Annotated in this window: 20 protein-coding genes; 5 read left to right on the forward strand and 15 right to left on the reverse strand. The window is 67.2% G+C overall.

Going from position 1 to position 20,402, the window contains the following annotated elements; genetic code table 11:
- Positions 1 to 3: 3 nt before the first annotated feature.
- Entirely contained in the window at positions 4 to 228 is a 225-nt protein-coding gene (locus ACFW6D_RS23195; protein ID WP_379236850.1) for a hypothetical protein, read from the reverse strand.
- Between the two features lie 80 nt (positions 229 to 308).
- On the opposite strand from ACFW6D_RS23195, the gene ACFW6D_RS23200 reads away from it, so the two are divergent.
- On the forward strand, positions 309 to 1,484 hold the full coding sequence (locus tag ACFW6D_RS23200) for an alpha-hydroxy-acid oxidizing protein (protein WP_379331304.1): 1,176 nt from the start codon (positions 309 to 311) through the stop codon (positions 1,482 to 1,484).
- A 133-nt stretch (positions 1,485 to 1,617) separates the two neighbouring features.
- The gene (locus ACFW6D_RS23205; RefSeq protein WP_379331306.1) at positions 1,618 to 2,376 is read left to right on the forward strand and encodes a DUF6319 family protein; all 759 of its coding nucleotides are present in this window, start codon (positions 1,618 to 1,620) and stop codon (positions 2,374 to 2,376) included.
- Here ACFW6D_RS23205 and ACFW6D_RS23210 read toward each other — a convergent pair.
- Positions 2,365 to 3,423, reverse strand: coding sequence for a hypothetical protein (locus tag ACFW6D_RS23210; RefSeq protein WP_379331308.1), 1,059 nt, complete (start codon positions 3,421 to 3,423; stop codon positions 2,365 to 2,367). The two genes, ACFW6D_RS23205 and ACFW6D_RS23210, sit on opposite strands and share 12 nt — an antisense overlap.
- A 241-nt stretch (positions 3,424 to 3,664) precedes the next feature.
- Between ACFW6D_RS23210 and ACFW6D_RS23215 the strand changes: the two genes are divergently transcribed.
- On the forward strand, positions 3,665 to 4,108 hold the full coding sequence (locus ACFW6D_RS23215; RefSeq protein WP_379331310.1) for an XRE family transcriptional regulator: 444 nt from the start codon (positions 3,665 to 3,667) through the stop codon (positions 4,106 to 4,108).
- Positions 4,109 to 4,212: 104 nt separating this feature from the next.
- Here the strand turns inward: ACFW6D_RS23215 and ACFW6D_RS23220 are convergent, their stop codons facing one another.
- The 4 genes from ACFW6D_RS23220 to ACFW6D_RS23235 all read right to left on the reverse strand — a co-directional run bounded on the left by ACFW6D_RS23220 (position 4,213) and on the right by ACFW6D_RS23235 (position 7,926).
- Complete coding sequence (locus ACFW6D_RS23220) at positions 4,213 to 5,457, reverse strand: cytochrome P450 (protein ID WP_379331312.1); 1,245 nt, start codon at positions 5,455 to 5,457, stop codon at positions 4,213 to 4,215.
- Positions 5,454 to 6,458 (reverse strand): NAD-dependent epimerase/dehydratase family protein, encoded by a 1,005-nt coding sequence (locus ACFW6D_RS23225; protein ID WP_379331314.1) that lies wholly within the window; start codon positions 6,456 to 6,458, stop codon positions 5,454 to 5,456. The genes ACFW6D_RS23220 and ACFW6D_RS23225 overlap by 4 nt, the downstream gene beginning before the upstream one ends.
- Positions 6,448 to 7,284, reverse strand: coding sequence for a BTAD domain-containing putative transcriptional regulator (locus ACFW6D_RS23230; protein ID WP_379331316.1), 837 nt, complete (start codon positions 7,282 to 7,284; stop codon positions 6,448 to 6,450). Before ACFW6D_RS23230 ends, ACFW6D_RS23225 begins: the two co-directional genes overlap by 11 nt.
- A gap of 138 nt (positions 7,285 to 7,422) precedes the next feature.
- The gene (locus tag ACFW6D_RS23235) at positions 7,423 to 7,926 is read right to left on the reverse strand and encodes a hypothetical protein (RefSeq protein WP_379331318.1); all 504 of its coding nucleotides are present in this window, start codon (positions 7,924 to 7,926) and stop codon (positions 7,423 to 7,425) included.
- A 306-nt stretch (positions 7,927 to 8,232) separates the two neighbouring features.
- Between ACFW6D_RS23235 and ACFW6D_RS23240 the strand changes: the two genes are divergently transcribed.
- Both ACFW6D_RS23240 and ACFW6D_RS23245 read left to right on the forward strand, forming a co-directional pair.
- Entirely contained in the window at positions 8,233 to 8,589 is a 357-nt protein-coding gene (locus tag ACFW6D_RS23240) for a hypothetical protein (protein WP_379331320.1), read from the forward strand.
- 71 nt (positions 8,590 to 8,660) lie between these two features.
- A complete protein-coding gene (locus ACFW6D_RS23245) occupies positions 8,661 to 9,593 on the forward strand; it encodes an NAD-dependent epimerase/dehydratase family protein (RefSeq protein WP_379331322.1) in 933 nt (310 codons plus the stop codon).
- 73 nt (positions 9,594 to 9,666) lie between these two features.
- On the opposite strand, the gene ACFW6D_RS23250 is transcribed toward ACFW6D_RS23245, so the two are convergent.
- Genes ACFW6D_RS23250 through ACFW6D_RS23290 form a run of 9 tightly spaced genes read right to left on the reverse strand, consistent with a single transcriptional unit; the run spans position 9,667 to position 20,400 of the window.
- Positions 9,667 to 10,902, reverse strand: coding sequence for an FAD-dependent oxidoreductase (locus ACFW6D_RS23250; protein WP_379331324.1), 1,236 nt, complete (start codon positions 10,900 to 10,902; stop codon positions 9,667 to 9,669).
- Positions 10,902 to 11,729, reverse strand: a complete 828-nt coding sequence (locus ACFW6D_RS23255; RefSeq protein WP_379331326.1) for an alpha/beta fold hydrolase — start codon at positions 11,727 to 11,729, stop codon at positions 10,902 to 10,904. The genes ACFW6D_RS23250 and ACFW6D_RS23255 overlap by 1 nt, the downstream gene beginning before the upstream one ends.
- On the reverse strand, positions 11,726 to 12,847 hold the full coding sequence (locus ACFW6D_RS23260) for an alpha/beta fold hydrolase (RefSeq protein ID WP_379331328.1): 1,122 nt from the start codon (positions 12,845 to 12,847) through the stop codon (positions 11,726 to 11,728). Before ACFW6D_RS23260 ends, ACFW6D_RS23255 begins: the two co-directional genes overlap by 4 nt.
- Complete coding sequence (locus tag ACFW6D_RS23265; protein ID WP_379331330.1) at positions 12,840 to 13,568, reverse strand: 4'-phosphopantetheinyl transferase family protein; 729 nt, start codon at positions 13,566 to 13,568, stop codon at positions 12,840 to 12,842. Before ACFW6D_RS23265 ends, ACFW6D_RS23260 begins: the two co-directional genes overlap by 8 nt.
- A complete protein-coding gene (locus ACFW6D_RS23270) occupies positions 13,565 to 14,338 on the reverse strand; it encodes a 2-oxo acid dehydrogenase subunit E2 (protein WP_379331332.1) in 774 nt (257 codons plus the stop codon). The genes ACFW6D_RS23265 and ACFW6D_RS23270 overlap by 4 nt, the downstream gene beginning before the upstream one ends.
- Positions 14,335 to 14,568, reverse strand: coding sequence for an acyl carrier protein (locus tag ACFW6D_RS23275; protein WP_379331334.1), 234 nt, complete (start codon positions 14,566 to 14,568; stop codon positions 14,335 to 14,337). The genes ACFW6D_RS23270 and ACFW6D_RS23275 overlap by 4 nt, the downstream gene beginning before the upstream one ends.
- A complete protein-coding gene (locus ACFW6D_RS23280) occupies positions 14,565 to 16,448 on the reverse strand; it encodes an HAD-IIIC family phosphatase (RefSeq protein WP_379331336.1) in 1,884 nt (627 codons plus the stop codon). Before ACFW6D_RS23280 ends, ACFW6D_RS23275 begins: the two co-directional genes overlap by 4 nt.
- Complete coding sequence (locus tag ACFW6D_RS23285; protein WP_379331338.1) at positions 16,445 to 17,467, reverse strand: 3-oxoacyl-ACP synthase III family protein; 1,023 nt, start codon at positions 17,465 to 17,467, stop codon at positions 16,445 to 16,447. Before ACFW6D_RS23285 ends, ACFW6D_RS23280 begins: the two co-directional genes overlap by 4 nt.
- Positions 17,464 to 20,400 carry a type I polyketide synthase gene (locus tag ACFW6D_RS23290; RefSeq protein WP_379331340.1) on the reverse strand — a complete coding sequence of 979 codons (2,937 nt, stop codon included), beginning with the start codon at positions 20,398 to 20,400 and terminating at the stop codon, positions 17,464 to 17,466. Before ACFW6D_RS23290 ends, ACFW6D_RS23285 begins: the two co-directional genes overlap by 4 nt.
- Positions 20,401 to 20,402: the final 2 nt, after the last annotated feature.

Consider the following 20,402-nt stretch of genomic DNA (forward strand, 5'->3'; position numbering starts at 1 on the left):
GGGTCAGTCGAAGCCGAGGTCGGCGGTGAGCGGATCGCGCAGGGCGCCCTCGGCGGCGCGTAGTCGGTCGGTGACCGAGGTCAGCAGATCCATCGAGTCCTGGGAGAGCCCGAGCGCGAGGCGAGTCAGGTGACGGATGGCATCGCAATGGAAGCGATCGGCGAGTAGGGCGTCCGGATCGGCGGGCGCAGCCGAGTGTTCGACGACGGTCACGGCAGGGGCACTCACAATCTCGTATTTTCGAGTATGACGCACCTTACATCCCCCCTGCGGTCCGTGACCCCGGGTCGGCGTGCGAAAGTGCAGCAATGAGTCAGTTCGCCGACTACCAGAACGAGATCTACCTGGCCGCGCTCGGTGGGATCCAGCCCGAGTTTCCCATGGATTACGCGACGCTGGAGCGTAAAGCCACTGCGGCACTGCCGGATTCGTTGCTGAACTACATCGCGGGCGGTGCGGGCGACGAGCTCACGCAGCGCCGCAATGCCGAGGCCTTCGCGGACTGGGGTCTGATGCCGCGGATGCTGGTCGGTGCCACCGAGCGCGACCTCACCGTCACGGCGTTCGGCCATACCTTCGCCAGCCCGCTGTTCCTCGCGCCCGTCGGGGTGATCGGGCTGGTCGGCGAGCAGGGCCACGGGGATATCGCGGTGGCGAAGGCGACGGCGCAGACCGGGGTGCCCGCGATGTACTCCACGTTGATGGAGGATCCGCTCGAAGAGGTACGCCCGCACGCAGGCGATACGCCCTCGTTCTTCCAGCTCTACACGCCGAAGAACCGTGAGCTCGCCGAGAGTCTGGTGCGCCGTGCCGAAGCCGCCGGTTATGCCGGCATCACCGTCACCCTCGACACTTGGGTGCCCGGCTGGCGGCCGCGCGACCTGGCCAGCGGCAACTTCCCCCAGTTGCGTGGGCATGTGCTGAAGAACTACACCAGCGACCCGGTCTTCCAGCAGATGGTCGGCTCCGACGACCCGAAAATGATTGTCCTGCACTGGATTGCGACCTTCGGCAACTCGCTGACCTGGGATGACCTCACCTGGTTGCGTTCGCTCACCGACCTGCCGCTGATCCTCAAGGGCATCTCCCATCCCGAGGACGCGCGCAAGGCGATCGACTTCGGCGCCGACGGCATCTACTGCTCCAATCACGGTGGGCGCCAGGCCAATGGCGGTCTGAGTGCGCTGGAAACGTTGCCCGCGGTGGTGGCCGCGTGTGATGACCGGGTGCCGGTGCTGTTCGACTCCGGGGTGCGTTCGGGTGCCGATGTGGTGAAGGCGCTCGGACTCGGCGCGACGATGGTCGGGCTCGGCAGGCCGTATGTGTACGCGCTCGCGCTCGGTGGCGTGCGCGGGCTGGTGCATCTGCTGCGCAGTTACGCGGCCGAAGCCGACCTGTTGATGGCGGTCAACGGCTATCGCGATGTGGCCGGGGTCCGCGAGAACATCCGTCCGACGACCCGTGGGAACGCCACTCTCGGCTGATCGTCGAGGGTTGGGAAACCTGTCGCGAGAGGGGTTTTGGGGCCGCGATGTCGGCTCGGGGAAGAACTTGTCGGTGCCGTGCGGCATCATCGGTGCTCAGACCACGCTGTAGCACCAACCCCCGGAGTCCACGATGTCCTCGCCGAGCACCAAGTCCGCATCCCGCCGATCAGCACCGCCGGTCCTGTCCGACGCCGAGCTCGCGCGAATCGCAGGCGAGCTCGCCGAGGGCAAACCGCCGATGGTGTGGTTCACGTCCGCCGCTGTCGGTGTCGCCGAAGGGAAATCGGGCAAGGTCGTCGCGCTCGACGACCCGTCCGCGGGCGACTTCCTCCAGGTGCGGCCCACCGGTTCCAAAGATGTGCTCTCGTTCGGCCCGAGCGAGGTGACGCTGACCAAGCCGGCCCGCGGGACTACGGTAGCGCCGGGCGGTTCCACGCGGACCCGCCAGGAAAGTGTCCCCGCGCCGAGCAATCGAAAGGACAACACTGTGACCCAGCCGTCGACCCTGCCGAGCACCGCAACGCCCGCGCCGAGGTCGCTCGCCCCCGTACCCGACGACGCCGCGAAGCCCGCCGCCCCGGCCGCACCCCGCCCGGCGAAAGCTCCCGCGGTGCGCAAGGCCAAGGCCGCCGAGGTGACTGTCACGCTCACCGGTACCGCCGACGGGGAGTGGACCGTCGATGTGGTCAACGGGAAGAAACGCAGTGTGAAGGGGATGGCTGTCAGCAGTGCGGTCGTGGCACAGGCGGCGAAGATTCTGCACCCGGAGGTGGCCGAGGTGGTCGCGGGCATCTTGGAGGCCGCGCGCGGTGCGCAGCAGGCCAAGGTCGCCCAATTGCAGGCCGAGCTGGAAGCCGCCGAACGGCTGCTCGCCGAGTTAGGTGACTGAGCTACCCGCGCGTCTGCCTCGAGACGTCCCGCAGTGGTTTTCTCGAACACTGCGGGATATCGCGAACAGGGTCGCACCGGTGGCCGCGATCGAATGACCTGCGGAAAGGCCGCCGTGCCGACTGGAGGATCCCCACAGCGACTCCGCGCTCACCGCCATCGCGCGGACACGGATCGGATCGTCCGGCGGCAACAGTGCGATCCGGTCCGAGAGTTCGGCGATCAGATCGACCAGTCGCGCGGTGGGATTCACCCGGGCCCACAGCGCTTCACCGAACGACATGCGGTACGGCCCGGCGAGGTGTTCCCGTAGCGCTTCGAGTTCGGCTGTGCGCCGCCGGGTGTTGTGGCGCAGGGACGTGATGTTCCAGATCACCACCAGTGCCAGGCCGCCGCTGAGGATCGATGCCAGTGCCGTCGACACCACGACGGCGATCAACGGGGAAACCAGTCCGAGCGGCGAGAGGATGCGCGCCGCGATATAGAAGATGCCGAGCAGCGCCGTTGCCCTGATGAGCAGCAGCACCGGCGTGGCGCCGATCTGGGCGACCCACTCGGCACGCCACATCACCAGCGCGAGCACCGTGATGCCGATGTTCACGAGCGTCGCGTACGCGAAGAAGCGCGGATCCTCGAACATGTGCACCGATATCCGGTCCACCAGTTCGTCCTGCGGGATGGCGAAGAAGATCACGCACAATCCGGCGATGATCGCGTGGGTGAGGGTCAGCAGTTTGCGACGTGTCGCGCGGGTCGACCCGGCGCTGGACAGCAGTGCGAGCGAGATCAGCATGAAGCAATCCGCGGCCAGGTGACCGACCTGTGGATAGATGTGCTGAGTTATCCACGTGTCCACCGGCTCTCGAAAGATGAAGGAGCACAGTGCCGCGACGGCCAGCGCTGCCGCGAGTGGTCGGCTGTGTGTACCGGAGGCGAAGTACAGCACCAGGAGTAGAAGTGTCGTGCCGGCGAAGTAGCTGAACAGTGCAACCATCAGATCCTCGTCAGTGCTGTGGGTGAGCAGGCAGGATCCGACGGACCCGCTCATGCCCAGCGACTATTACTCTAGCAACAGTTCTCGATTCGGGCTTCTCGAAGCGCGGACCTTATCCTGGGTGCTCACAGCCTGATTGGTGCGTCAAGGCGGGTTTGTGCGTTCAACCTTGTGACAGCATCGTTATTACGATAAAATAATTCGATCCCTGAGACGCGTGTATTCTCAACCGCGGAAACAGTTGCGGGCACAATCGACGCCTCGCCGATTGTGCCTGGAGACAAGGGAGGAGGTGGTGAACGTCGACAGCGAGCGGATCGCGCACAGCGGGGGCGATTTCACCGACAAGATCCGTCGGTTGTTCGACTCGGTGCCCAGTGACACCGGCCGCCGCATGACCGTCAAAGAGGTCTGCCAGGCTGCCGCCGCCAAGGGGCACGACATCAGCGAGGCCTATCTGTACCAGCTGTCCCAGGGCCGCAAATCGAATCCGTCCTACAGCGCGATCAACGCGATCTCGGCAGGGTTCGGTGTGCCCGCGACCTACTTCTTCGACGACGAGCTGCGCGCCAAGGTCGACAGCCAGATCGAACTGCTGCGCTTGCTCGCCGATACGCCCGTGCAGCAGATCTACTTCCGGGCCAGGGATCTGTCCGACGAGAATGTGGAAGAAGTGCTCGAGTACGTGCGGTACCTGCGGCACAAGCAGAGTCTGCCGCCGTTGAACGACCTGCGCTGAGTTGAACGACCTGCGCTGAGTCCGACCGCGCCTCGCGACGATCACAAGCCGGCTCGCACACGGTGCGAACCGGCTTGCCTGTGACGATCAATCCTCGACCTCGGCTACCAGGCGACCGGCAACCGTTCGAGGCCGTGCACCAGCATCCCGCCCCGCATCGTGAGGTTGTCGACCGAGTCCGCGAGGCGAATCCCGGGGAACCGATGGAACAGTGAGTTCAGGGCGATCTCGAGTTCGACCCGGGCCAGATTGGCGCCGAGGCAGAAGTGGATCCCGTGGCCGAATGCCAGATGCCCCTGGCTGCCGCGTTCGAGGTCGACCGACTTCGCCCGCGGGAACTGCTCCTCGTCCTGATTCGCCGATGCCACCGACGCGATCACGCCGCTGCCCTTCGGGATCAGCTGACCGCCGATCTCGACGTCTTCGAGGGTGACCCGGTACGGTCCGCCGTCGCCGATGGGATTCACCCGAAGCAGTTCGTCCACCAGGCCGAGCGTCTTCTCGGGTGCGGTCAGGATCTGCTCGCGCAGGGCGTCGTCGCGCAGCACGTTCAGCACGAGTGAACTGGTCATACTCACCGTGGTCTCGTGCCCGGCGACCAGAATGGTGATCGCCATCATCACCACCTCGATTTCACTGAGCGCGCCGTCCTCGTCGGACTTCGTTGTCAGGGCGCTGAGCAGATCGTCGCGCGGATCGGCGCGCCGCGAATCGACGAGTTCCTTGAGGTAGGCCGCCAGTGCGAACCGATTCTTGTGCACCTCTTCCTCGCTCATATGGGTCAGCGAGACGAACGCATCCGACCACGTCCGGAACCTGTCCTGATCTTCGGCCGGAACGCCGAGCAGTTCGCAGATCACCTGGATCGGCATCGGAAACGACAGGGCCGTATTCAGATCCGCCGACGAGCCCGCCGCGGCCATCGCGTCGAGCAGTGAATCGGTGATCTCCTGGATCCGCGGGCGCAGTTCGGTGATTCTGCGATTGGTGAACGCGGCCGTCACCAGTTTGCGCAGCCGGGTGTGCTCCGGCGCATCGGTGGTGAACAGTGTGTTCGGCGGAAAGATCACGCTCGACAGTTTGGGCGCACCGGCGTCGAGCATCGCGCGGCGGCTGAACCGCGAATCCGACAGTGCCACTTTGACATCGGCGTAGCGGCTGAGAACGAAGCCTTCGTCGTTGCTGGGAAAGGTCACCGGCTTGACCGGGCACTCGGCGCGGAGTTCCTCGTAGACGGCCGGGATGTCGACGGCACTGTCTCGAGTGAAGGGATAGGGACAACGAACAGCGGAGGTGCGCTCCTCGTCGGTCGGTGCGTTGTCGGCAGGGCTGTCGCGCACGTCGGTCACAGGGAATCCGTTCTTTCGGTAGCGGAATAGCTGTCGCGCAGGGCTTTCAGTCCGGCGGCGCGCGAGGTGGTCGGCTGGTAGCCGAGGTCGCGCGCGGCTTTGGTGGTGTCGACGGTGACGGTGAGGCCGAGCAGCCACACCATCGACAAGGTCAGTGGCGGCCCGGCCTTGAAGGGCAGCCGCCAGACGGCTTCGACGACCTTCGCCAGCGTCTGCGCGGCGCGCAAGCTCACCGAACCGGCGGGAAGTTCTCGGTTCATGGCACCGGCCATCGCAGCGGCCATCTCGCCGAATTCGATGGTGCCCTCGTCCGCGACGAAGTACGCCTCGCCGCGTTCGCCGGCGGACTCCGCGAGGTGGATCGCGTGCAGCAGATTGTCGACATGGGTGGTGGATGTCAGCTGTTTGCCGTCGCCGAGCATCTTGAACTTGCCCGCGTCGATCGAGGCGACGACGGCCTCGAGGCTGTGGTCGCCGGGACCCCAGACGAAACGAGGCCGCAGGATGATGCCGTCGAGTCCGCGGCGGCATGCTTCGGTGACGATGACTTCACCGACTGCTTTCGACGCCGGGTACAGCGCTTTCGCGCCGATCGCGAGCGGGCGGCTCTCGTCCACGTCGACCATGGGCGTGCCGTCCATCACCGCCGCTTCGGAGCTGATGTGGATGAACCGGATATCGCGCGGGACGCACTCCTCGGCAACGGCGCGCAGCGCGTCTTCGTTGGTGCGGCGGTACACCTTTCGGCGCCACTCCGGCGGATGAGCCGCGGCCAGGTGGACGAAGGTGGACACCTCGTCGAGGTGCGAGGCCCACTGCGCGGGCCGGTCGAGTTCCCCACGAATCGGGGTGGCGCCGAGTTCGGTGATCGCGGCGGCGCTGCGGTCGGATCGGGCGAGTGCCCTGACTTCGATGCCGCGCGCGACGAGGTCTCGGATCAGGTGGGTGCCGATGAATCCGTTGCCGCCGGTGACGAACCAGATTCGGTTTTCAGACTGCATATATCTGCCTTTCGGGGAGCCCGATCCTCGTGCCCGGAGGAATCGGCGATTGGTCGAGAATGCATTGGAATACGTCGGTGACCATGGGGTCCGGGTCTATGCCCAGTTCGGTACGAAGAAGGGTTTGCAGATCCCGATATACGATCAATGCGTCGGTCCGTCGCCTGCAGCGATAGAGGGCGATCATCAAATATCGATAGAGGTCTTCTCGGTACGGATGTTCGCGCACCAGCGAGGTGGCTTCGCAGACGATTTCTCGATCCATGCCGAGTTCTGTCATGCATTCGATTCGAGTTTCGCGTGCGCTCAGATAGAGCTCGGTCATCGTGGTGGAAAAGGCCTGGATTTCATCCGAATCGGAAATTCCGGCCAATGGTGTTCCGCGCCATAACGACAATGCGTGACTCAATGTGGTGACGGCGCCGTCCAATGATCCGGCCCGGAATTTGTTGTGGCCTATTCGTACGGCGCGTTCGAATCGCACCCAGTCGACCGATTCGGGATCTATCTCCAGTCGGTATCCACCGTTCTCACTGGTGAGGTCACCGCGTGCGAGTCCCGCTGTTTCGATGGTTTCCCGAACTCTGCCCGCCTGTACGTGCACACCTTCTCTGGCGCGGGCGGGCGGATTGCCGTTCCAGATGATGTCGATGAGGCGGTCCACCGAAATGACGGTGTTCGGGTTCGCCAGCAGGACGCCGAGAAAAGCCGAAACATTGCGGCCTCGCACTGCTACCGGTTGCGCTGTCGGCGTGAGCAGTCGCAGCTCGCCCAGGATGCCGAATCGGCACCCGATAGGACGGGGCACGGCAAATTCGTCATGCATGGTTCAGTCCAATCACACATGACTATCGCATAATTGGATGCCATAGTCAGGGGGTATAACCGAAGGCTTTGATGCTGATTGTTACTTTAGTACAGCACTGATGACGCCGCGCGGCCAGTGACCGAGATCACAGATGTGTCAGTCGTTCCACGGCGTCGCGGCGAGATTGAAGGCGCGACTGCCCGGCGAGGCACATTCGATCGCGTAGGCCCGAAGTATCCGTCGGTAGATGATGCGGGCGTAGAGCTCTGCCTCGGCTTCTTCGCGCGTCGACAGCACGATCTGCGAGCTCGTGCGCCGCAGGAGACGGGCGGAAAGTTCGGGGCTCAGGCTCGGGGCCAGTGCCGTCAGGTTCGAATGTTGCGCTTCGACCTGGGTGCCGTGCCCGCAGAGGATATGGCCTATCTCGTGCAGGATGCCCAGTAGGGCGGCGGCCGGGGGAACCGAATGTGAGTATTCGATGAACTCGATGGAAACAGTCGAGGTCCATGCTGCGCTTATTCGCTGCGGTAGCGGTGCGGCGGTGATCTCGATCCGCCGCTTCAGCCGTTTCGAAATACCGTCGACAAGTGTCGGCACGACTTCGTCGCTCGGCACGTGGCGGATCGATGGAGTTGCCAGCAGTGCACGCAGAACAACCAATCTTCGCACTGAATCAGCCACCGGCCCCCAGTTCTGTGTCGAGGTTGACTCCGTGGCTTCACGCTACGAAATAGGGAAGTCGAGAGTATCACCCCGACTGTCGTTGATTACCGATCAATACCGTGGTCTGCGTCACTCGCATTACTGGCCATTTGTCCAGTAGCGAGAAGTTTCCTTCAGCCATTACGGTTGTGCCACACGCGAGACAGGGGACAAAGCATGCCGCCCACACCACCTCGACGGCGAATTCGTCGGGTCGCGTATGCGATTGCCGGCATTTTCTGCCTGACCTTCGCCATTTTCGAGATGGCCAAACACGGGCAGCCCACGCTGACAGTGGGGATCATCGCGTTGATCGCACCGGACCTCACCCTGCTCATCGGCCGCACCCCGCCCGAGCGGGGCAGGCTGGCGCCGGCCGCCGTCCCCTATTACAACCTCGCGCATCGCGCAGCGGGCCCGTGGGCGGTGCTGCTGTACTTCGCCCTGGTCCCAGACCTGTTCGGGGACGCGATATCGGGTCCGCTGGAGTACCTGCTGCCCAGCACGATCCCCGAAGCCGCGGCCGGATTCACCGTCGGACTGTCGTGGATGGCGCACATCTGCGTCGACCGCGCGCTCGGCTTCGGCTTGCGGGCACCGGACGGTCGAGTGCGGGACTAGCCCCACCGAAAGTTAAGCGCCCCAACAGATTTCCGCAACGACCAGCGACAACAGCAGATGATGGGAAACAGATGTCCGAGTACTTGGTGATCGGTTCCGGCCCGGTCGGCCGCGCCGTCACGTCGATCCTCGTCGAACAGGGCCATACGGTGACGATGGCCACCCGATCGGGTTCCGGGCCCGATCTGCCGGGAGTCACCCTCGCCGCCGCCGACGCGTCGGCACGCGAGCAGATCGAACCGCTGGCCCGCGGGGCGGCAGCCATCTTCTGCGCGGTACACGGCTCGAAGTACTCGGCGCCGGTCTGGCGGGCCGAGCTGCCGCCCATCGAGGCGGCGGTGCTGGATGTCGCGGCCGAACTGTCGATCCCGGTCGTCTTCCCGGAGAGCATGTACGCGTTCGGGGCACCGGACGGGCCGATGACCGAGACCTCCCCGCAGACGGCGAGCACCGGCAAGTCGTTGATCCGGGTGGAACTGCTGCGTAACCGGGACGCCCATGCGGCGCAGACGATCAGCGTGGCGGCATCGGACTTCTTCGGCCCGCACGCCACGACTTCGCATGTGGGTTCGCTGGTGGTGCCGAAGGTGCTGGCGGGCAAGTCGGTACTGGCTCTCGGCGCTGTCGATCAGCCGCATTCGTTCACCTATGTCCCGGACCTGGCACGCGCGATGGTGACCGCGGCCGCGCAGGCGCAGACCAGGACCGAGTCGAACCGCTTGCTGTTCGCGCCCACCGGTCCGCCACTGACCATGGCCGAGATGACCGCGCGCGTGGCCGACGTCGCCGGTGTCGACAAGGTGACCGCGCGGGCGATTCCGGCGTGGCTGGTACGGGCTGGCGGTGTGCTGGTGCCCGATATGCGGGAGATGGCCGACGTGCTGCACCAGTGGACCCAGCCGTATGTGGTCGATTCCAGCCGTTCGGAAGACGAGCTCGGGCTGAAGCCGACTCCCCTCGACGACGCGCTCGCCGTGACCGTCGAGTGGGCGCGCAACAGCTGACCTGACCCGAAAACGACACTGCCCCTGTGTGCTTCGAGAGCGCACAGGGGCAGTGTCGTCTTCGCCGGGCGAGTTACCTGTTCGCGCTGAGCAGGTCGCCGCGCTGGCGCTGCAACCGGAAGTAGGCGTTGGACAGGATCCGCAGCCGCAACGGCTTGGCGATGTTCAATGCCCGGTACAGCGAACTGCGCGCGAGCACCCCGACCGGGTGCCCGATCGAGAACAGCCACTCCTGACGCAACTGCAGACCACGCGACGCGGCGACGTCGGGCTCGCGCACGCCCTGGAACTCGAGCACCGCGGTATCGAGCCGGGCATCGCGGCCGGCCGTTGCGCCGAACGCGGCCGACACGAGTTCGGCGAGCACCACACCGTCGATCAGCGCGTGGTTCACACCCTGGCCGAGTACCGGTGAAAGGGTGTGCGCCGCATCGCCGATGAAGACGAGGCCGGGGCGCGACCAGCGCGGCATCCTGGACGTGAAGATGTCGAGGGTCGAGGTGTCGGTGAACCGGGTGACGTGCTCGCGGACCAGGTCCGACAGCTCCGGCGCCAGATCCGAGATCCGCTGGTGCAGCGTGGCGATACCGCTCTTGCGCAGCTCGCCGAGGCTGCCCTTGGGAATGTTGAAGCCGACCCGGACCATATCGGGATAGGTGGGGATGAACAGGCCGTGGTCGGCGCCGTGCATCCTGATCCGATAGGTCTCGGTGTCCCACTGCTCGGGCAGCGGGGTGCGCATCCACACGACGTCGCGGTCGAGCTGGATCCGTTCGTAGTCCAGCTCCGACATGGCGACCGTCTTGGAATAGCGGCCGTCCGCACCGACGACCAGCGCGGCGCGCACTTCGTGTGCGCCGTCGGCATCGGTGAAGCTCAGGCCGAGCACTCGGCCGTCGTCGATGATCAGGTCGGTCACGTTGGCACCGCGCAACATCCGGAAACCGTCCGACTCCGCGGCGGCCTTCTCCAGCGCGTTGAGCAGCGTCGGCTGCGGCACCTCGCGCGGGTAGGGCTGCGGGTAGTCGAAATCGGCGAAGTCCGCCGACATCAGCAGGTGCCCGGCTTCGGAGATCTCCAGCTTCCTGGTCACCAGGGCGCCGGTCGCGGTGATGTCGTCGAGCACGCCGAGGGCATCGAGCAGGGCGACGGCATCCGGTGACAGGGACTCACCGCGGAAGGAACGCTCGGTGGTGAGCGTCTTCTCGACGACCGTCACCGACAGCCCGGCCCTGCTGAGCGCGACCGCCGCCGACAACCCGCCCGGACCGGCTCCGATGATCGCGATATCGGTGGAGTAGGTGGTCATTAACTGGCCTTTCGACGGAGAGTGTGGGGTGCGTGGTCGCTTCCGCGGCGACCCCAGAATTCGATGGCTTTGTCGACCACGGTGTCGCGGAGGGTGGGTGCGGCAGCGCCGGAGAAGAAGTGGTCGGCGTCGAGGAACGACAAGGTGACGTCGGAGCCGGTGTCGCGCCAGGCGTCGACCCGTTCGGGTGCGACGAGACCGTCGGCGGTGGCGCCGATGACGTGGGTCGGCACGGTGAACTCGTCGGCGGGCGCGACGAACCGGAACCGTTCGCACATGCGCAGGTCGTCGCGCACCGTCGGCAGCAGCGGCGCCAGCCATTCCGGCCTGCGCAGCAGCGCTTCGGGGACGCCGCCGAACCGGGCCAGCGCCGCGGCGAAGGCCGCGTCGTCGAGGGTGTCGACGCCGATGGAGAGCGGGTCGAGCTGCGGTGCCGAAAAGGCCGCGACGACAAGGCCGGTCGGCGGTTCGAGGCCTTGTTCGACCTGGTGGCGCGCTACCAGGTAGGCCAGCAGCGCACCCATGCTGTGGCCGACGAGGACGTAGTCACCGGTCATCCGGTCGGCATACCGGTCGGCGACGTATTCCACGACCGATTCGACGGTCTCGTGGACCCGGCGGCCGCCGATCGGTTTGCTCGACGGGAGTTCCACGGCGGTCAGCTCGACCCCGTCCGGCACGTGCTCGCGCCAGGGCCGGAACGCGGTGGGGGCGCCGCCCGCGTAGTGGAAACACAGCAGCTTCAGCGGTGTGCCGGTGTGCGGTGCGCGGGGTTCGACCCGGGCGGGGGTGTATCGGGTGAGTACGGCTTCGGTCCGATCGGTCATGCGGTGCTCCGAGCATCGACGAAGGGAGTGCGGGCGGTGACGGCGGTGGCACGGCCCCTGGCCCGCCGGATCAGCGGCGGAAGATGTTTCAGGCCGACGGGGACCCCGGCGAAGTCGGCGAGTTCACCGGCCAGGGTCAGCGCGATATCGGCCATGTGGTTCGGCGATCCGTGGACGTCGTCGAAGGCGAAGACGCTCGCGCGCCGGACTTCGGTGACGAGCACTGTCACGTCCTCGGGTGGCACGATCTCGTCGCGTCGGCTGGCGACGGCGGTGACGCGGGCGGTGATCCTGGCGAGCTCGCCCGGTGTCACGGCGAACCGGCCGAGTTCGCCGGGCAGCCGGTCCACCGCGATGCCGGTCGTCTTCGCCAGTGCGTCCTTGGTGGTCTCCGGGAGCTGTTGCCACCAGTCGCCGTCGGTGAACAGGTGGCGCATCGGCGGCCCGACCGAGAAGATCCGCTCGATGCGCGGGTCGTGTGCGGCGGCCCGCAGTGCGACGGTGCCGCCGAAACTCATGGCGGAGGCGAAGATTCGATGTACCGGAGTCACCGCGGCGAGTGCGTCGAACAGCTCGCTCAGGTCATGACCGGAGCTGTCCCGATACTCGAGGGGGTGCTCGCCGACGCCGGGCAGTTCGGTGAGCACCACGGTCATGCCGAATCGGCGGCCGAGTTCGACGAACCGCGCCCACTGCTCCTTGATGCTGACGATCCCGCCGCACACCACCAGCACATCGCCGGTGTTGCCCCACGGCGCCTGGCTCCGTTCGGCCAGCCACACCGGCACCTCGCTGCCCGCGACCGGCAGCAGCACCCGGCGCACACCGGCGGTCGCGGCCCAGCTCCCGAACGCGTCGACGCACAGTTCGTGTGCGGTGGCGGCGTCGGGGGTCGCGACGAACGGGAACCGGGCCAGGTTCAGATACGGCACCGCGTCGCGGTAGCGCTGCTGGTCGTATTCGCGCCGACCGGCCGCGAGCCACACCGTCGACCAGCCCGTCGGGCCGTCGTCGAGGGTGTCGATCGTCGCCAGGATTTCCTCCGCGCGCTGACTCGGCAATCCCTGGGCGGCGGCGTGCAGCCGCACCAGCTCGACGCGTTCGGCCAGGCTATGCATGGTTCCTCCAGTGGTGTGCCGCGCTGATCCGCAGACCGTGATGGGTGGTGGTCCCGATTCGGGTGCGGTGCCCGTCCGGCGCCGCGACATTCCGGGTGGTCGAGGCGGTGTCACGGGTGGGCAGCCCGACGCAGACCAGCCGCGGCGCAACGGTCAGTCCGGTGCCGCGGGCCTTCAGTACGGCTTCCTTGATCGTCCACAGCGCGATGAGCGCGTCGTTGAGCTGATCAGGGTCGAGGTCGGCGAGCTGCGCCAATTCGTCTGGATGTGCGACGGCGGCGGCGAAGGCGGGGGTGTAGATCGGCCGGTCGCTCGCCTCGATGTCGACGCCGACTCCGACGTCGCTCGCGCCGCTGTCCACCACCGCGACCGCCATGGCGTCGCCGGTGTGCGACAGGCTGATCGCGACCGGCGCGGGCGCTGTGCCCCGCCACGCGCGTGGTGGCCGACCGGGTTCGCTGTCGATGTCGATCTCACTGTCGTCGCAGCCGAGACGCTCGGCCACGACGGCCCGCAGGAGCGCACGGGAGGCGAGCATCCGGCCTCGCGCGAACGCGGAGGTCATCGCGTTCCACCGGTCGAAGGCGGTGCCGAGTACCGCGCGGAGCTGCGATTCCGGCGGCGTGGTCGCCGGCAGCCAGTCGGCGACGGCGGCCAGCCGGACCCGGGCGCCCAGGTCCCATCCGGTGCCGATCTCGGCCCAGTCGCCTGCCTCGGTCACGGCTGCTCGCTGTCCGGTTCGCGCAGGTGCCCGGCCAGTGCGGACAGCACGTCGGCGGCGAGCGCGCCGTCGATGACCCGGTGGTCGAAGGTCAGGCTCAGCGGCAGTACGGGGCGCACGACGATCTGCTCGGTCCCGTCCACGGTGACCGCGACGGGCTTGCGCGTGATCCGGCCGAGCCCGATCGTGACCGTGGTCCCGCCGTAGGAGAAGAACCGGGCGACCTCCGCGTGGCCGAGCGAACTGACCGCGACGGTGCCGAGCCGTGCCGGGCCGCCCGATCGACGGGTGACAGCGGCGAAGACCAGCCGGGCCACCGACAGCGGCAACCGGTGCAGCGTGCGGATGCCCGCCAGTTCGTCGAGTTCCTCGGCCGCGGTGTCGCGCAGTCGCTCGACCTGGTCCTGGATCTGATCCAGCGACATCGCGGCGACGTCGGGCACCACCGCCGACGCGGCACAGCGCACGTCGTTGATCGTCTTGTCCAGTGCCAGTTTCACATCGACGGTGCGGTGCATCGTCACCTCGGACTCCCACAGCCCGCCGATGGTCGCGTTCGCCTGCGGATACTCGGTGAGGGTGCGGGCCAGCGCCGACATCACATAGGTGACGACGGAGATCTTGCGGTCCGCCCGGCGCTGGTGCTCGGTCAGCGCGGTCGCGTCGACCTCGGTGTCGAGGTAGACCGCGCCCGCGGACCTGGCATTGGCCAGGAAGGCCAGCGTGTGGCGCCGTTCCCGCGCCAGCGGGGTGACCTGCGTGTCGGTCATGACACGGCCTGCGCGGTGACGGCCCGGTACAGGTCTCCGAGGGAGGTGACCTCGATCAGTTCACTCATCTCGAGGGTGCTCCCGGTGGCCGATTCGATCCCGGTGAGCAGCTTCATCAGATAGACCGAGTCCCAGTCGTTCAGGCTGTCGAACGGGGTGTCCAGATCCTCGGCGGCGTAGAGCAGTCCGGTTTCGTTCACGATGAGTTCGACGAATTCCGATTCGGTCACGGCGTTGGTACTCCTTCAGCGATCAGTGCGTCGTGGTCGGCGACCTCGATATGTGGGGGCAGCTGCGGCGGGTCGCCGAGTTCGAGCCGGTAGCTCGCGTCGTGTGCCGACTGCGAGACGGTGCCGAAACCGAGGCCGGCGAACAGGTTCGCGGCTTTGGCGTTCTTGGGTGAGGCGAGGAAGGCGCCGGTGACCGCAGTAGCGCCCGCGGCCTCGGCTCGTCGGCAGATCCAGGCGATCACGGCATCTTCGACATTGCGGCCGAGCACGCGGCACGACATCGCGAAGTTGTCGATATGCCAAGTGTCCGAGGTGATTTCGACGAAAGCAGCGCCGATCAGCCCGTGGTCGCCGTAGCGGTCGGTGCAGCGAACACCGAACACTGCGGCGTCGGGCGAGTCACGCAGTGCGGCAACGACACTGGGATCACGGCGCACGGTAGTGGTGTTGAACTGGTTGGTACGTAAGGTGATCTGCGAGATTCGGGCGATTTCGGCATCGGTGGGCTCGGTGATCTCGATGCGAGTCGCCAACCCCACCAGGTAGTCGGCGATCGACCCGGCCGAGCGCTGGAATTCCAGCCGCTGGGTTTCGGCCCGATACCGCTGCGCGCGCTCGAGGTCGTCGGCGGTCACGTGCAGTGACCGGAAGTAGCCTGCCCGCAGCACCGCGTGCGCGTGCAACGCGGGCTCCTTGTGATCGACCGCGACCACCCGCACCGACGGCAGTGCGGTCCGCACCGAACCCCGTTCGGAGACACTGTCATCGACGAAGACCAGCGAATCCAGGCCGATGTTCAGGCCCTGCGCGATGGCCTCGATATTGCCCGGTTTGGGATTCCAGTCGGCGGCGATCGTGACGAAGTCGTCCTCGCCGAGATCGACGTTCGCGTTGTCGCGCAACGTGGTTCGCACCAGCTCGTCGTCGTTCTTGCTGCTGATGGCGAGCAGCACGCCCTGCGCCGCGAGATGGCGGACAACGCCCTGCATCGCCGAGAAGCACTCGCCTACCGGGCCTTCGCCGGACACCACACCGGTCGGACCCACCTCGCTGAGCACCTCACCCCACATCGTCCCGTCCAGGTCGACGACGAGACATTTGCTGGTCCGGCCGCGCAGGGCGGCGACGATCGCCGCGATCTCGCGACCGAGTTCGGTGAAATAGCCTTCGGAGAAACGGATCTGGGCGTAGGCGGCCAGCCGATCGTCGGCGAGCGAGCCCGCCTGGGCGAGGATCGGCGCGGAGTCGATCACGTACACCCCCGCCAGCTCCTGCGACAGGCGCAGCAGCGTGCTGTTGGCTTCCCGCCATGCCAGCGACAGCTGGGTACGCGAGGTCATGTCGACGATCTCGGCCATCCGGCGCGGCGGCAACTCGACGGTGGTGAGCAGCACCGGGCAGCTGCTGCGCTCACGAAGACCGCCCACCGCGACGACGAGTTCGTCGAGTACGGCGGCCCAGGCGTCGGCGACCTGCTCCGGTGTCCACACTGCCGGGAGGCGGCGGAACACTTCCTGACCGTCCAGGACACAGACGATGGCGTCGGCCTCGGCTTCGCCGTCGACGCCGGTGAGCAACTCGGTCATGTACTGGGCGTAGTCACCGACATGGATCGTCGGTACGAAGCCGCGGAATCCGAGCATGCCCGCCAGTGGCGCGCGCAGCGGGGCGAGTGTCGAACTGCCGACGACACACACGGTGGCGCTGGGCAGTGCGGGATGGTGTCCGGCCACGGCGTCGGCGTCGGCGGTGACCAGCAGTTGGCCGATCCGGCACAGGGTGTCGTCGTCCTGGTCGGGCAGGCCCGCGATGATCTCGTCCAGCTGTGCTTCCAGCCGACCGGATCGCCGCAGGTCCCTGGCGTGCTCGAGCAGATTCACGACAGCCCCTCCACGACGAAGCCGCCCTTGATCCATTTGCTCGACTCGATGGCCGCCAGCACGGCGCGTTCACCGGGGCCGATGAGCCCGGCCAGCGCGTCGAGTTGCAGGAAGGGCAGCGCGTTGCCGTTGTTGCCGGTCGAGGCGACGACGGAGATGTCCTTCGCCGACGCGACGTCGAGTTGCCGCACGATCTTGTCGGTCATCCGGCCCGAAAGTTGGGGCGGCATCAGGTAATCGATGCTGTCGCGGTCCCAGCCGGTGGTCCTGAGCAGTTCGGCGACCACCTCGGCGGCCATGTCCGGCACCAGCGCCTCGATGGCCTTGTAGTCCTCGTTCAGCGCCATGATGTCGCTGTCGCGGTCGGCGATGCCGAACCATTCGATCTGCTGACCGGGGGCGCGACCACGGCCGGTGAACCGGTTGATCACGTGCGAGAGCCGCATCCGCGCACCGGCGTCGTCGTAGGACACCACCACCGCACCCGCGCCGTCACCGAACAGCACGTAGTTGACCAGTTCGGCGGGCGACATCTTGCTGTTGGCGTCGCGGTCCAGGCGCAGGTGTTTGACGCAGACATCGGCACCGATCACCAGGCCGGTCGGCGACTGCGGCGACAGCCGTGCCATCGCCACGTCGAGCGCGGCGATCGCACCGGCGCAGCCGGACTGCAACTGGTAGGTCGGGACCTGGTCGATTCCCAGCTCGTCGGCGACCAGGTTCACCGAGGTGGGCATGAGGTGGTCCGGGGTGGCGGTGCCGAGCACGATGAAGTCGATCTCGCCCGCGTCGACGCCCGCGTCGGCCATCGCCGCCGAGGCGGCGGAGGTGGCCAGCGCGCTCAGCGTCGAGGTGCGTGCTCCGGTCTCGATGTCGACGGCGAAGTGCCGGGTTCTCGTGCCGACGAACAGGTCGATCCATTGCGCGTTGGCGCCGAATCGCTGTGACAGCGTGACGTTGTCGATCGCGGGACCGGGCAGTGCGGTGCCGGTGCCGAGGATATTGGCATGGGCGCTCATCGATGGTTCTCCTTCGTCAGCGTGGTCACCAGTTCCACCAGTTCCCCCACCGTCCTGATGTCGCTGTGCAATTGCTCAGGTCCGGGCGCCGCTGCCAAGCCGAGTCGAGGGGCGATCCGATCCGCGAATTGCATGATCGTGATCGAGTCGAAGCCGAGGTCGTCGCGCAGATCCTGGTCCGGTCGCAGATCGGCCGGACGGTAGTCGCCGATGTCGCCCAGGACGGCGATCACCGCGCTGTACACGCTCGACGGGTCCGCTTCGACGGCAGCCGGTTTCGTCGGCAGGACATGGTGTCCGGCGACGGCGCGCACCGGCGCGGTGAGCCCGGCACTGGCCGCCGAGACCAGGAAGCGCTCGCCGTCGCTGAACACGTAACCCGGCAGTCGCCGGATCCGGTGATCGGCGCGGTCGTACAGGGCACTCCAGCCGATGTCGACACCCGATTCCCACAGCGAGGCCAATGTCGCCGCGAATTCCAGCCCGTCGGATTTCTCGCCGGGGATCGGGGTGAGGATCGTGCTGTCCGGCAGCGCGGCCGAGGCCCGCAGGATGCCCGAAAGCACACCGCGCGGACCGATTTCGACCACGTGGGTCGGCCGGAGCGCGGCCAGTGCGCGCGCTGCCCGGTCGAACAGGACCGGTTCGGTCACCTGGCGAGCCCAGTAGTCGGGAGTCAGGTCATCCGGTTCCAGCAGTGCGCCGGTCACGGTGGACGCCATCGGGATCACGCCCTCCGCACCCTCGGTGACCTGGGCCGCCGCCTCCCGTACCGCGGCCTGCGCGGGTGCCATCAGCGCCGAATGGAAGGCGTGCGACACGGTGAGCGCCTTGACCCGGACACCGTCGGCCCGCAGCTTCTCGGCGATGGTCTCGACCGCCTCCGCGACACCGGCGAAGACGACCGACGAGGGCCCGTTGACCGCGGCGATGCCCGCACCGTCGATGCTCTCGGCGAGGGCGAGCGCGGCGTCGTACCCGCAGTCCGCGGCGAGCATGGCGCCCCCGCGGGCCACCGCCTGCATGGCCTCACCACGCGCGGACACCAGTCGGGCCGCCTCGGTGAAGGTCATCCGGCCCGCGCAGACCGCGGCGGCGAATTCGCCGACACTGTGCCCGATCACGGCGGCCGGGTGCACCCCGAAGCCGGCGAAGGTTCGTGCGAGGGCGATCTGGACGGCGAACAGGGCGGGCTGGCTGACCGCGGTCTCGTCGAGCGAACGCCCTTCGGCGTCGGCACCGGACTCGATCGCGGCGATGATCGACGAACCCGTGATCTCCGCCATGGCGTCGTCCACGTCCTGGAGGTGGGTGCCGAAGGCCGGGAGACGGAGCCTCAGATCGAGGCACATCCGCCGGTACTGGGCGCCCTGTCCGGTGAACGCGAAGACGATCCGTGCCCCACGCGGCGTTTTCGTCGCCGCCGCGGCCCGACGGTCCGCATGCGCCAGCGTGTCGAGCAGGGAGCTCGCGCCGGTCGCGGGAATCGCGATGCGGACACCGAGCCCGGATTTGACGTGGTTGCTCGAATAGCATTGCCGCAGCCAGTCATTGGCGTCGATGCCCGCGGCAACGGCGGCCAGGTTGCGAGCCAACGCGTCACCGTTGTTGGCCGTCACCGTGAGCACACCGAGTGTGCCGTTGCCCTTGGGGCGGCGCGCGCGTTCGGCCGAGGCCAGCACCACGTGCGCGTTGGTCCCGCCCAACCCGAAACTGCTGACGCCGGCGTACAACTGGCCGCGGCCGAGCCGCTCGGCGCCGGCGGCCAGGCGCAGCCCGTGGGCCGCGAGATCCAGTTGCGGATTCTCCTCGTCGGCGAACAGGGTCGGCGGCACGATGCGTTTGTCCAGTGCCAGACAGGCTTTGATGAACCCGGCGATACCCGCGGCGCCCTCGCAGTGCCCGATATTGCCCTTGACCGAACCCAGAATCCGGGTGCGAGTGGGTTCACCGGCGACGATGCCGCGCAGCGCCCTGACCTCCACCATGTCACCGAGAGTGGTTCCGGTGCCGTGCCCTTCGATGAAGTCGAGGTCCTGCGCCGTACAGTTCGCGGCAGCGAGGGCCTTCGTCATCACCCGTTCCTGGCCCCAGCGGGTCGGGGCGGTCAAGCCGTTGCTCCGGCCGTCCTGGCCGACGGCGGAACCGGCGATCAGGGCATACGGTTCGGGCGCGTCGTCGGGACGGTCCTCACTGCGGCGCAGCACCACCGCGCCGACGCCTTCGCCGCGACCGATGCCGCCGCCGTTGCCGCTGAACGGACGGCAGCGCCCGTCTGCGGCGGACAACCCGGCCTGGGTGTAGAACACCGAAAGCGCTGGTGTGAGCATGAGATTCACGCCGACGGCCACCGCGATGTCGCATTCGCCGTTGCGCAGCGCGTTGGCGGCCAGGTGGACCGCGACCAGCGACGACGAGCAGGCGGTGTCCACCGCGAGGCTCGGGCCGCGCAGGTCCAGCTGATAGGACACCCGGTTGGCGATCATGCAGAACCCGTTGCCGACGCCACGCTGCGGCGACATGCCCGCGTAGTCGGCCAGATGCAGGGTGCCCCAGTCGCTGGACATGACACCGACGAACACACCGGTGTCGCTGCCGCGCAACGCCTTCGGGTCCAGGCCCGCGTTCTCCAGCGCCCGCCACACTGTGTGCAGCACCATCCGCTGCTGGATGTCCATCGCTTTCGCCTCGACGGGGGCGATGCCGAAGAACTCACAGTCGAACGTTTCGGGATCGGTGACGAAACCGGCGAAGCGGGTGTTGGCCCGTCCCGGTCCGCCGTCGGGGTCGTAGTACTCGTCGATCGGCCACCGCTGCGGTGGCACCGCGCTGACGCCGTGCTCGCCGCGCACCAGCAGATCCCAGAAGTCCGCAGGCGAGTCGGCGGCGGGGAAGCGGCAGTCGATACCTGCCACGTCCACCGTCGACCGCACGG

This window comes from Nocardia sp. NPDC058705 (genome assembly GCF_042749305.1).
Taxonomy (GTDB): Bacteria; Actinomycetota; Actinomycetes; order Mycobacteriales; family Mycobacteriaceae; genus Nocardia.

Coding starts and splice junctions, on each gene's coding strand:
- ACFW6D_RS23285 (WP_379331338.1), bottom strand. CDS start 17,467: ATGAGCGCCCATGCCAATATCCTCGGCACCGGCACCGCACTGCCCGGT.
- ACFW6D_RS23270 (WP_379331332.1), bottom strand. CDS start 14,338: ATGACCGACACGCAGGTCACCCCGCTGGCGCGGGAACGGCGCCACACG.
- ACFW6D_RS23255 (WP_379331326.1), bottom strand. CDS start 11,729: ATGACCGATCGGACCGAAGCCGTACTCACCCGATACACCCCCGCCCGG.
- ACFW6D_RS23210 (WP_379331308.1), bottom strand. CDS start 3,423: ATGAGCGGGTCCGTCGGATCCTGCCTGCTCACCCACAGCACTGACGAG.
- ACFW6D_RS23225 (WP_379331314.1), bottom strand. CDS start 6,458: ATGCAGTCTGAAAACCGAATCTGGTTCGTCACCGGCGGCAACGGATTC.
- ACFW6D_RS23240 (WP_379331320.1), top strand. CDS start 8,233: ATGGCCAAACACGGGCAGCCCACGCTGACAGTGGGGATCATCGCGTTG.
- ACFW6D_RS23200 (WP_379331304.1), top strand. CDS start 309: ATGAGTCAGTTCGCCGACTACCAGAACGAGATCTACCTGGCCGCGCTC.
- ACFW6D_RS23260 (WP_379331328.1), bottom strand. CDS start 12,847: ATGCATAGCCTGGCCGAACGCGTCGAGCTGGTGCGGCTGCACGCCGCC.
- ACFW6D_RS23245 (WP_379331322.1), top strand. CDS start 8,661: ATGTCCGAGTACTTGGTGATCGGTTCCGGCCCGGTCGGCCGCGCCGTC.
- ACFW6D_RS23250 (WP_379331324.1), bottom strand. CDS start 10,902: ATGACCACCTACTCCACCGATATCGCGATCATCGGAGCCGGTCCGGGC.
- ACFW6D_RS23230 (WP_379331316.1), bottom strand. CDS start 7,284: ATGCATGACGAATTTGCCGTGCCCCGTCCTATCGGGTGCCGATTCGGC.
- ACFW6D_RS23205 (WP_379331306.1), top strand. CDS start 1,618: ATGTCCTCGCCGAGCACCAAGTCCGCATCCCGCCGATCAGCACCGCCG.